This is a genomic window from Klebsiella sp. C349492, assembly GCF_042055345.1.
In the GTDB taxonomy this organism is placed as follows: Bacteria; Pseudomonadota; Gammaproteobacteria; order Enterobacterales; family Enterobacteriaceae; genus Klebsiella; species Klebsiella scottii.
In genome coordinates this window covers 389,607-401,587 of record NZ_JANQCE010000006.1, presented here as the reverse complement: position 1 = coordinate 401,587, position 11,981 = coordinate 389,607, and the positions used below count along the sequence as shown (strand labels likewise).

The 11,981-nt window shown below is 62.1% G+C and carries 4 protein-coding genes; 1 reads left to right on the top strand and 3 read right to left on the bottom strand.

Features of this window, described 5'->3' with window-relative positions; genetic code table 11:
- The first annotated feature begins 532 nt into the window (after window positions 1-532).
- Window positions 533-994 (top strand): SymE family type I addiction module toxin, encoded by a 462-nt coding sequence (locus tag NWP14_RS21865; RefSeq protein WP_375215972.1) that lies wholly within the window; start codon window positions 533-535, stop codon window positions 992-994.
- A 291-nt stretch (window positions 995-1,285) separates the two neighbouring features.
- Here NWP14_RS21865 and NWP14_RS21860 read toward each other — a convergent pair whose 3' ends face one another.
- Genes NWP14_RS21860 through NWP14_RS21850 form a run of 3 tightly spaced genes read right to left on the bottom strand, consistent with a single transcriptional unit; the run spans window position 1,286 to window position 11,851 of the window.
- Complete coding sequence (locus NWP14_RS21860) at window positions 1,286-9,631, bottom strand: hemagglutinin repeat-containing protein (RefSeq protein WP_375215971.1); 8,346 nt, start codon at window positions 9,629-9,631, stop codon at window positions 1,286-1,288.
- A complete protein-coding gene (locus tag NWP14_RS21855; protein ID WP_375215970.1) occupies window positions 9,624-10,172 on the bottom strand; it encodes a toxin-activating lysine-acyltransferase in 549 nt (182 codons plus the stop codon). Before NWP14_RS21855 ends, NWP14_RS21860 begins: the two co-directional genes overlap by 8 nt.
- A complete protein-coding gene (locus NWP14_RS21850; RefSeq protein ID WP_375215969.1) occupies window positions 10,172-11,851 on the bottom strand; it encodes a ShlB/FhaC/HecB family hemolysin secretion/activation protein in 1,680 nt (559 codons plus the stop codon). Before NWP14_RS21850 ends, NWP14_RS21855 begins: the two co-directional genes overlap by 1 nt.
- Window positions 11,852-11,981: the final 130 nt, after the last annotated feature.

Genomic DNA, 11,981 nt, shown 5'->3' with positions numbered 1-11,981 from the left:
ACCTTGCTTATATCTGTCCCAGATAATCGCCTTCTGCTCTGGCGTGTAGTTAATCCGAGTTCTTCGTTTCATGGCAACGTCCCCCTTGATTAAGGATAGCGTTGCATCGACCCATTGAACTCACAGCTCATAGCTGCCCTTTAGTGTTGTCGTTCATCTCGTGACCTGTACTCCGACTCGCCCCCGTGTCCAGGGTATGGGAGGGGGTGTTCGGCAGTCCGTCATTATTGACGGAGGGCAGGGGATAGATACCATTAATGCCGCTACTGGTGGCAGAAAAATTGCGTACTCTTATTAATTATGCAACGTTACATGAAGTTATATTATTTCCTGAATCAACTTCGCAATAATCAAAACTGTCCATGTAATATATACTGTGTTTTTATTCAGTGCGATATAATGAAGGCAGAAAAAATTTTCGTTTGTCATAACGGAAGGATGGAATAGGTAGAAAGATTATTAAATAGCGCGGTAAGGAGGTGGTGGAACACCTTCTTACCGCTGACCACAGACAACTATCAAGGAGTTGAATATGGCTGAGCAGAATTTTAAGCCAGAAAGTGCTATTGCCAAAATAGATTCTGATGAATCAGAAACCAGTAGCGAAAATTGCGAGCTGCTACGTAAAAAAACCGTTAAGCACTTGCAGAATAGATCCACTACGGAGTCATCACAACCGCTTAACCGCACGGAGTTTTATGACCGTATGCGGCATGACTATATCCCGCTCCAGGGTGACTGGCTTTCGCAGGCCGGATTTACGCCGAGTATGCCGGTAAAAATCAGAGTAATGCCAGATTGCATTGTGATCACCGCCCAGAACAGCCGAGAGCTGTTCGGCTGTGCCGAAGGGTTAAGCGCGGCTCATTTCAGCAAGAAGAAAATGGACTTGTGGATCAAGACGTTCCCCGGTGCGCTTAACGATACCGGTGACCTGCCGGTCATCCGGCGGGAGAAGCCCCGCTATGATTGCCTGAAGCGAAGCCGTGACTGAATTTTAAAGTAAAATCCCGGCTCGGCGGCCGGGATTTTTGTGAGGATCAGTCCGGATCTGAAGGAGGCTTTTTACGAGAGTTAAATTTATCTATCAGATTAAAAACTATTGTGGCCAGTGTAATCGCAGAGCCAGCTATACACCCAAACACAACTATCCTTTCCACATGGTAAACAGGAAAAAAGAAGTATCCTTTTGTTAGATAAATAAATAATGCCCCCCCACCTATAAGCAAGAAGCCAAATACAATGCAAAAGACACATGAATATATGAATAACTTAATATAAGGAATCATTCCTTTATCTCCTTTTGCCTTTCGGAAGAAGGCTGGCTGCCATTTACTGCATCTTTTACATATCCACCCAAAATTTCACTACCGAAGGAACCTGTCGCATCAAATATAAAACCAGGGATTTCTTTTCCTGATACTGAACTCACAAACCCTGGAGCTAACTCACCAAACTTCCCGCCGGCCCAGGAACCTATAGCGGCCCCTCCAATAGAACCAACATCCGGACCATCGGTAAAGAAAGCACCTCCTGCAGCAATTCCGACATTTTGTCCGACAGTTCTTCCTGGTGCGAGCATACCTGTAATGCCTGCACTGACACTGCCCTTCCAGTCCCAGTTTTTGTTTTCATTGCCCGGTTGACTCAGGTCGAACCACTGGTAGCTTCCGTTGGCTATCTCTGCAATAACTCCGCCACCTACAACTTTACCAACCGACGCCGCAGGCCCTAAATACGCGGCTCCCGCAATCAGTACCCCATCCTTATAGCCATCCACAATCACTTTTGTGATGTTAGCACCTTCAGGCAGGTCACCTTTAGCCAGTTTATCCAGTCCAGCCTGTGTCTGCTCCGGCGTCAGGTTTTTATCTACTGCATATTGATTCCAGGAAGCTGCTGCAGCGCCATAGTCATTCAGCCCGGATGGCAGGCTGAACATATCATTGTTCTCTGATGTGTTCTTACCAGCCTGGCCGCCTGCCACTGCACCGCTTGTATCTCCCCCGGCGAGCCCGCCCGCCAGACCGCTTGCCAGCGTGCTTAGCGCAGACACCGTTTGTTTTTGTGTTTCGCTCAGTTTGCTGAAATCATCTGTACCATATAGCGCTTTCGCTATCACTGATGTTCCGATAGCCGCCGTTGCGGCACCCGCAGCGCCTGCTGCTGCACTGTTTCCCTGTAATTCAGCCGCAACCCCGGCCATGACGGCATGAGCCATTACCCGGCTGGTTTCATTCGGTGAGTATTGCTTAATAACCTCCGCCACATACGGCGCCGCGCCGCCGGCCAGCGCCGCCTTCAGGTCGCTGCCCGCCAGGCCCTGCACGGCGGCAGTTGCCGCCTGAATCGCCTGCTGGACGCTGCTCCCGGTACCCCATTGCTGCTGCGCGGCCTTATAGCCTTCGGTCGCGGCCAGCTGAGCGTTATATTGCTCCCAGGCCTCCTTGCTGGCGCCTTTCTCCGGCTCGTTGATCTTTTCCTTCGCCAGCTCGGCCTTACCTGCGTTGATGGCGCTAATCTGTCCCTCGGTGCGCGCAATATCCGCCACCTGGTTGCCAATCTCGCCGATCAGCCGGGTCTGCTGCAGGCGCTGCTGCTCCTTCTCCTTATCAAATATCGGCGACAGGGTCTGGTTGGCATGCTCCACGTCGCGGCTGAGGTTCGCCACGTTCTGGGTCTGCTGACCCTGGTCGCGGACAATGAGCGTACCGTCGGAGACCGCCGCGTGGGTGGTGCTGCTGTCGTGGCCTTCGTTGTTCCCGCCGGTCAGCAGGCCGTTGGCCATGTTTCCGGCGAACTGGCTGCCGATGCTGCCGCCGGTGCTGAACCCGACGCTCTGGTGTTCGGTTTTAAAATCGGCGCGGTTGTCGATATCGCCCCAGCCCAGCGTGCCGGTGTCGAGGCGGTTTTTGTCCGCCGTCGCCGTCGAGCCAATCACCGCGCCATCCAGCTGCGTATGCTCGCCGACGGTGATGTCATAGCCGCCTTTGCCGGCAAAGATGCCCGTCTGCTCCACCACGGAATCGTAGTTGCTGTGCATCTTGTCCTTGCTGAGGTTGACGCTGGCGGAGCCGCTCATGGAGCCGAAGGTGAAGCTGCCCCCGGCGCTGGCGTTCTGCTGTTTTGAGTCGTAGCGGTCGCTGTCCTGCTCAGAGGTGAGGGTCAGGTTGCGGCCGATATCGGCGATAACCGTGTCGCCGCTGACCTGGGCGCCGGTAAGGGTGGTGTCGCGTCCGCTGTTGAGGATCAGATTGTTGCCGGCATCGACGGTGGTTTCGCTGTGGGTGGTGCCGTTGCCGCTTTCGCTGCCTTTGCCCTTGTTGGCGCTGGCGGAGACGCTGATCCCCCAGCCGCCGGAGCCCACGCCAATCCCGACGCCGACCGTGCCACCTTTGCTTTCGTTTTTGCCTTCAAGCAGCGAGGTGTTTTCAGCAGAGACCAGGTTCAGGTCGCGGCTGGCGGAGAGGGCCACGTTGTTGCCCGCCTTCAGCTGGCTGCCGACCGCGCTCAGATCGCCTTCGCGGGCGGTGATGCTGAGGTCGCGCCCCGCCGTCAGGCTGCTGCCCTGGGCGGTGGTCTGCTCGCTGCGCCGGGTCGATTTCGACGACTGGCTGCCGTAAGAGAGGCTGACGCCAACGGTATTGTTGTTGGTCGGATCGTTGCCCTGCGCCGCATCCAGACGGGCGGCCTGACCGGCCTGCACGCCGGAGAGGGCCGCCTTCACGCCCTGCAGGGCCTGCAGGCGGCTGCTGCCGGCGGATTTGGCGTCCTGGGTGGCCTGAACAACGCTGTTGAGGGCGCTGCCCGCCGTGCCGGAGAGGGCCAGGGTCAGGCCGGAGGTTTTCTGTTCGACCACGTGGGTCTGCCGGCTCTGGTTTTCGGCGGCGGTAATGGCGACGTTTTTGCCGCTCAGGGCCATGTCCTGGCCGGCGATCAGATCGGAGCCGTTGACCGTCAGGTTGTCGCCCGCGCGCAGGGTCAGGTCGCCGTTCACGCTGCCGACGGTGCTGCCTGCCCGGGTAACCTCCGCCCCGGTATCGGTGGTTTTCACGCTCTGGGTGCCGTAGCTGAAGCCGATCCCGCCGGAGCTCATCAGCCCCGATTTTTTCTCCTGCTTCAGGTGCTGCTCGCTGTTGTACTCATCCTGGGTGTCGATCCGCAGATTGTTGCCCGCCAACAGCGCCACGTCGCCGCTGCCGGCCACGCTGCTGCCGCGCACGGTGAGGTCGTTGCCGGCGGTGATGCTGACGCTGTCGCCGTTCAGCTCGCTGCCCTGGGCCGTCTGCCGCGACACGCTGTCCTCGGTGCGGGTGGTGGTTTTGGACAGCCACCCGCTGCTGCCGGTGACCTTGTGGCGCTCGTCCAGCGCCTGGCTGTTTTCGCCCGCCGCGAGGGTGAGGTTATTGCCTGCGCCGAGGTTCAGCGCTGCGCCGGAGGAGAGGAGGGCGCCGCGGGCGCTGAGGTCGTGCCCGGCGCTCAGCGTGACGCTGCCTTTGCCGGTCACTTCGCTGCCGGTGCTGCTGCTCTGGCTCTGGCTGAGGGCGTTGTCGGCATCCCACACCAGACTATCGCGCCAGGCGGTGGTGACGTCGTTGAGCTGGATATCGCGCCCGGCCACCAGCTGGACTTCGCCGCGTTCGCCGCTGGCGACCACCTGCGCGCCGCTGAGGGTGATATCGCGGCCGGAGTGCAGCGTCAGACTGCCGTCATCGCCCTGGACATAAATGCCGGAGACGCTGTCGATGGTGGTGCGGCTGAAGCGGTTATCGCCGCTGACGCTCCGGGCGTCGGCGAGGGTGGTGGTGGCGTTGATGTCCCGTCCGGCCACCGCCTGCAGGCTGCTGTCGCCCTGGATGATGCCGCCGATGTTATTGATATCGTTGCGGGCGCTCAGGCGCACGTCGTCGCCGGTCAGGGTGCCCGCCCGGTTGGTGATATTGTCGGCGTCAAGCTGCAGGACGCGGCGGCCGTTAAGGGTGCCGCTGTTGAAGAGATCGCCGTTGAGCCTGATGCTGACGTTATTCCCGGCGAGCAGCGCGCCGGAGCCGTCGATGTCGCCCGGTTTCACTTTGGCGTAGACCTGCGGCACCAGCACGCTCTGCAGCGAGCCGTCCGGCATCTTCACCGTGGTGTTCACCAGCCAGACGATATCCCCGGTCAGCAGCGCCATCTGCTCGGGGGTCAGCGCCACGCCGCTCTTCAGCGCGTACCGTTTGCCGAAGGTAATACCCTGATCCATCAAGGCTTTAAACTGCTCTTCGTCGCTGGTGTAGCCGTCAAGATAGCGCTGGCCGGTCAGGGCAACCACCTGCTCGCGGATCAGCCGCTGCTCGTAGTAGCCGTCTCCCAGCCGTTTCAGCGTCGTGTCGCCGTTGCCGGCCAGCGCCTGCTGCATGTAGTCGCTGCCGAGCCACTGCTTCTGGTTGGTGAAGCGCGGATCGGTCTCCACCAGATACGGCACGTCGGCGGCGGGGTTGACCGTAAACAGGCTGTTATCCGGCAGGGTGGTGTTCGGGCCGACGATGCGAATCGCCCCTTCTGCGGGCGTGACCTCAAACTGCTGGCCCGCCGGCGGCGTGACCGGCTCGCCGGGCGAAACGGTGTGCTGACCGGCGACGGCGCCCGCCACGCCGATCGCCGCCGCCGTGCCCTGCGGGGTCAGCGGCGCGATGGTGAGCGGCGTGCCCTCGACGCTGCCGCCGCTGATAAGCTGCCCCGGCTTCAGGGAAATGCTCTGAATTTCGGTCGGCGGCGTATATGCGGTACGGTCGCGGCCCTGCTCGTCGCCCCCTTTGTGGCGAATGCGGTAGTAGTGGGTGGCGGTACCGACGTCGGTGGTTCGCCGCTCGCCCGTTACGTCGTCGTTTTTCACCTCCTGCAGGCCGGCGATCGCCAGGGTACCGCCGGCGATGACCTGGCTCTTATCGTTCAGCAGGCGGTCGCCGGTGAGCGTTATATTGCCGCCGGCGAGGATCTTCGCCGGGTCGGATTCGAGGACCCGCGTCTCTTCCACCGTGCGGGTATAGTCGAACTGGTTGAAGCTATCGTTATTACTGCCGGTGTCGTCCGGGGTATTCAGATTGCGCAGGCCATCGGCGGAGTTCCTGTCGACAAACACGCCGTCGTCCGCGGCGTTCCAGCGGTTGGGGGAGCCGGTGTGCTGATATTCGGTCACCTGCTCCTGAGCAACGGTGACGATCCCGGTGGCGAAGCGATCGTTGATGTTGTTGATCTGCCCGGCGGCGATCGTCATATCCCCGGCGGACTCGATCGTCGCGCTATGGTTATCGATCGTTCCCGCCCGGCCGATCGCGGCGCCGTTATCCCCCAGCGCGCCGCCAATCAGCAGATCGCCGCCGCTGTAGATCAGCCCGTGGTCGCGGTTATTCAGGGTCTGCACCCCGAGGTCGATGCGCTCGCGCCCGGCAAGGGTCGCCGCCGTGCCGTTTTCCGCCAGGTTGTTGAAGGTGACGGCATTGACGCCAACGGCGTTGCCGTAGATGCGCCCGCTGCCGCTGTTGGTGAGGGTTCCGGCGTTAATCCGCGTATAGCCGCCGTCGATCAGCCCGGCGTTGAACAGCGTGTCGCTGACGTTAAGCGTGTTTTGCCCGGCGTTAATTTCGCCGCTGGCCCCGTTGTTCAGGTTGCGGCCGGTGAGATCGAGCCTGCTGCCCGCCAGCAGCTTACCGCCGTTGGTGATATCCCCCGCGGAGGTGAGCGTGAAGCTGCCGTTGGCCACCATCGTCCCGCTGTTATTCAGCGACTGGCGGCTGCTCAGCGCCATATCGCCGAGTGACAGCAGCTGGCCGCCGCCGTCGAGCCTCTCCGCCTCGATGCGCAGCATCTCGCCGGCTTTCACCGTGCCGCCCTGGTTTAGCAGCGCCAGCCCGTCGCCGCGAATATCCACCGTCCCGGAGGCCGCCAGCCCGCCGCTGCGGTTGTTGAGCTCGCCGCCGTTGCGTACCGTCAGCGATTTATCGGCCAGGATCATCCCGCTCTGGTTATCGATCGTCTCGGTTGCCAGGGCGATGTTCTGCGCCTCCAGCCCCTGATTGTCGCCGAGGGTATTCTGGTTGATAAGCCTGGCGGCCGTGAGCGTTAGCGTCGCGCCGCTGCGCATCAGCCCGGAAACGTTATCCACGATGCCGCGGGCGCTGTCGATCAGCAGGTCGCCGACGCTCTGGATCTCTCCCCCGCCGTTGTGCAGGTGCCGGCTGCGCAGGGTGGCGGCTGCGCTGCTGCTGATGCTGCCGCTGCGGTTGCTGATATCGTCGGCGGCGAGAGTCAGGCCCTCGCCGCTCTGGATCAGGCCGCCGCTATCGTTGACCAGCTGCCCGCCGCTAACGCTCAGCGTCCGCTGCGCCGCCAGCTGGCCGCCCTGGTTGTCCAGCCGGTCGGCGTGGAGCAGGGCATCCGCGTTGCTGAACAGGGTGCCCTGGCGGTTGTCGAGGCTGGTGACGCCAACGTCGAGCGCGCCGCCCGCGCCGACGATCCCCCGGACGTTGTCCAGCGTGCCGCCGTTCAGCGTCATCGCGCCCAGCGCCTTCAGGCTGCCCTCGTGGTTCAGGAAGGAGCTGAAGCTGGCGTTCAGGGCCTGCTCCGCGGCGAACTGACCGGCACGGTTATCAACATCGCCCCCTTTGAAGGTGAGCGTGCCGCCGCTGGCGAGGTAGCCGCGCTGGTTATTGAGCGCGCCGCTGTGAATATTCAGCGCGCTGTGCGAATACAGCGAGCCGGACTGGTTGTTGAAGGTGCCGTCGGCGAGCGCCAGCGTGGCCCGGTCGGCGACGATAACGCCCTGCTGGTTATCCAGCCCGGCGGCGCTGATGGTCTGCGTTTTGGCCGCTTCGATGCGCCCTTTGCCGTTGCTGACCGCCTGCGTGCTGCGGATCTCGCCGCTGCCGGTAGCGGCGGAAATCAGCCCCTCGTTATTATTGAGAATGCCGGCGTCGAGCCGGGTATCGCCCGCCGCGGCGAGGGTGCCTTTGCGGTTATCCAGCGTCGTCCCGGCGTGTGCCGTCAGGCTGCCGCTCTGCGCCGCCAGCACTTTCCCGCCCTGGTTATCGACGGAGTGCGCCGCGAGCTGAATATCGCCGTTGGCGGCAATCTCCCCCTCCCGGTTATCGATATCGCCAGGCAGATTGACCGCCAGGGCGCCGCTGCCGGTCTGCACCAGCTTGCCTTTGCGGTTCGAAAGATGCCGGGCGGAGAGGGTTATCGCGTCGGCGCTGAGCGTGCCGCCGTCGTTGTTGAGCGTTTGGCCGCTGCGCAGGGTCAGATCCCGGGCGTTGACCTCGGCATTTTGGGTGAGCAGGTGGCCCGCGCCGCTGTCCAGCTCGACCCGTTGGCCCTGGGTCCGGCTGCCGCTGACGTCCACCCCCTGGCCGCTGGCGTGCAGGTTTCCGCCGGCCAGCGTCTGGCCGTGGACGCTCAGCTGGCCGCCGGCGTGCAGCCGCAGGTCGCCGCTCTCCGCCAGCTTACCGTCATTTTGTACTCCGGCGGCCAGCACGCTGCTGCGGCTGCTGGTGAGGCTGGCCGCCTGAATGTCCACATTATGGCCGGCGGTCAGCGCGCCGCCGTTGCTGAACTCGCCGGCGGTACGGACGGCGGCGTTTTCGCTGGCGCGCAGCGTGCCGCTGTTTTCAATGCGGCCGTCGGCGGTCAGGTTCACGCTCCCGGCCTGGGCGCCAATGGCGCCGGCGTTGCGCACCCCGACGCCGCTCTCCGTGCCGACCATGCGGATTTTACCCGCGTACATGCCGCCGAGGCTGGCGACATCCACCGCCAGCTGCGGACGCGTTGCCGGATCGTCGCCGGTTTTTTCGATGCGCTGGTGGGCGGCATCCACCCGGTTGCGTCCGGTGGTGACCTGCAGATCCTTCGCCCACAGCCCGGCGTTAACCTTCACCGAGCGGGCGATAATATCGGTGTAATCGGCCCCCGAGCTCTCCATCCCGGCGCCTTCGATGGTCACTTCGCCGCGTTCGACCTGATAGCCGGTGAGATTGCCGTTATTAATCTGCGCCTGGCCGGTGGTCAGGGTGGCGCGGTTGGCGTTGATAAAGCCGCAGCCATTACAGGTAATGCCGGACGGGTTGGCGATCACCACCTGGGCCTTTTTCCCGGCCACTTCTATCATCCCGTTTAGCCGGCTGGGGTCGCGCGAATTCACCTCGTTCAGAATGACCTTCGCTTCCCCTTTCGCCAGCCAGGGATTCCCCGCCACCATGCCGCCCAGCTGGGTCTGCACGTTTTTATGCGAGTTATTGAGGATCGCCCCCTGCTGGTTGACGTCGAACTGGCTGTAGGTATTGCGCGATACCCCGGCGGCAGACGGGGTCTGAATATTGACCTGCGGCGTACCGTTGGCGCTCGGCAACACCGTTGGCTGCTGGTTTTTCGGCGCTCCGGCGTCGGCGACGATATTGGCCTGCGCCGGATGAATAACGCCCATCGCCAGCCACAGGCTGAGGCTGATGGCGCTGACCTTGCCGTGCAGCTGGCGCGGGAGGCGTCCCGGCGCGGAAGAACGTGCGGAGCCGGCGCGTCCGGATCGGGCGATGTCCGCCACCACCATCAGCATGCCGCGCGCTTTGTTGAACACAATACGGTAGAGGTTCTTATTCATGGTTTAGTCCTTTAAACGCTTCCGGCAGGTTGACGGCGAGCGGGTGAGTCCGCCGCCAGGCCCTTGCCTGTTCGCGGCTGACGCGGCGGCCGTGGAACGTCACCACCCGCTTGCCGCGCTGCTCGCCCCGGTGATAGAGCGCCCGCGCGCAGTGGTCGGCAAAGATGTCCTGGCGCATCAGGGCGTTCATGGCGGCGGTATGGCCGAACGGCGCGATCCAGTCGCAAAACCACATCCGGTCGCCGCTGTCCCAGTCAGTCTCGCGCATCTCAATCGCCGGACGGGTGAGGTAGCGGGCTTCCGACTCCCGGCTGAGCCACGCCCAGCTGAGAAAAAACACCGGCCGCTCGTTTTGGATAACCAGCACATACTGACGGCGCTTGATGATCGGCATCAGCAGCGTGGGCAGGGCGTGCAGCGGGGCATCCCGGTGCATCGGCGAATGCATCCATAGCCAGACGCTGGCCCCCAGCACTTCGGCTTCGTTGTCAGTGCCGCCGAAGATCAGCGGCGCCTTAATCTCGTATTGTCCAACGCGCATCACCAGCTCCAGTTCAGGTTGAAGCCAAGAGTCACGGCGCTGGTGTGGAACCCATCCGGCTTCGAGAATGGCGTTCCGGCGAACAGGTCATAGCCGGTATTGAAGGCGCTGCCGCGAACGCCGATCGCGCCGCCCGCCAGGTGCTGGCCGATGAGGTAATCAGAGCTGTAGCCGCCGACTTCACCGTAGTCCGCGCCGAGATAGAGCTCCTGGCTCTCCAGCGGGGTGCGCCAGGCCAGATCGTTGCGGACGTACCAGCCGTGGCTGGCGCTGAGGGTGCGCTCGCCGTCGAATCCGCGTACCGTCCAGCGGTTGCCGATGGCGAACTGATCCTGCGGCGTCAGCGGGGTGTTGCTGATCTGGCGTAGATACTGCACGTTGTAGCGGAAATTTTGTGTCCCGAGGGTAAAAGGCAGGTCGAGCTGGGCGTTGAGCTGGGTGATTTTGCTCAGCGCGGTGGCATCGCCGACGTACTCTTCCGGCGCGGGCCGCGCGCCAAACCAGCGGGTGCCGCGCTGGTAGCTGGCGCCGAGGTCGAGAGTGGCCTGACCGATATAGTGGCGATGCTGTAGCCCCACGCGCCAGGCTGCCGTCTGGCGACGCTGTACGCCGACTTCGGTATCGTCGATGTAGTTGCGGGTTTCGCGGGCCAGAACGTCGTAGGTGAAGGTCGTTTTCTGCGTACCGCTGCGGTGCAGAACGCGGCTTAGCTGCACGTCGAGATTTTTACTTTTGCCGCTGTAGCGGTAATCGCTGTTAAGGCCTGCCACCGTCTGGTGATAGTCGTAGTCGCTGCCGGTGACCCCTAGCATCCAGTAGCCGTAAGGCACCGAGTAGTGGGCAATGTAGTTGCGGCTGCTCTTGCCGCCGCTATCGTTCAGATCGTGGCTGGCGGAGAGATAGAGTAAATCGCTTAGCGAGAAGGGGTTGTCCAGAGATAGCGTCACGCCGCCCTGATAGCGGCCGGTGGTTTCCGTGCCCGAGTCGTCCAGCGAGAGCCCCAGACGCCACATCTTCGACTGTTTGCGCGTAATAACGATATCGCTCTCGCCGGGATTGTCGCCGGGGACAATTTCCATACTGGCCTCGACGGTAGGCAGACGCTGGAGATTTTCCAGCCCCTGTTCGATATCGCGCAGGTCGAGCAAATTGCCCTCATGGGCCGGAAAGGCGCTATACAGCTGGATGTAGTCGTCGCTCTGCGGCGTCAGCCGCACGTGGCGCACGTAGCCCGGCACAATAGTCAGCTTCAGGGTGCCACTTTTCAAATCCTGGGAGGGCGCCAGCACACGGGTGGTGATCCAGCCGCCGTCGACCAGCCGGTTTTGCAGGGTGCTCATCAGCAGGTTAATCCCTTTCCCTCCGAGACAGCGCCCCTGCGCCTGGTCGGCGATGCGCTGCAGCGGCAGCCAGCGGGGGAGCGCCTGCTGGCCGCTCAGCGCCACGCGGTGGATGGGAAAGCAGGGCGTTTCCGGCGGGAAGGGAATGCGGCCGAAGCCGGAAGCGGGCTCGGAGAGGCGCACGTCGGGCGTCGGCGGGGTCAGCTGCTGCTCCAGCGCCTTCTGACGCTGCTGCTGAATGATAAACTGATCGTCCGGGCCTGCGGCGCGGGCCGGCAGGAGAAAAAACAGGCCTATCGCTGAGGCGATCGCCCGGCAAAGAATGGCTTTGCGGTTCATTGGCATCCTTGCAATGTGAAAATGAACAAAATGTGAGTTTGTGTAAAATTGTTCAATTTTTGTCAAGGAAAGGGAACCTGGCATATTCCGAAAAAAGCGTGCGTCCCCGTTGAGACGCAGAGGGGAAAAG

Excerpts from the sequence above, each read along its gene's own strand:
- NWP14_RS21855 (WP_375215970.1), bottom strand. The coding sequence starts at position 10,172 with ATGCGCGTTGGACAATACGAGATTAAGGCGCCGCTGATCTTCGGCGGC.
- NWP14_RS21850 (WP_375215969.1), bottom strand. The coding sequence starts at position 11,851 with ATGAACCGCAAAGCCATTCTTTGCCGGGCGATCGCCTCAGCGATAGGC.
- NWP14_RS21865 (WP_375215972.1), top strand. The coding sequence starts at position 533 with ATGGCTGAGCAGAATTTTAAGCCAGAAAGTGCTATTGCCAAAATAGAT.
- NWP14_RS21860 (WP_375215971.1), bottom strand. The coding sequence starts at position 9,631 with ATGAATAAGAACCTCTACCGTATTGTGTTCAACAAAGCGCGCGGCATG.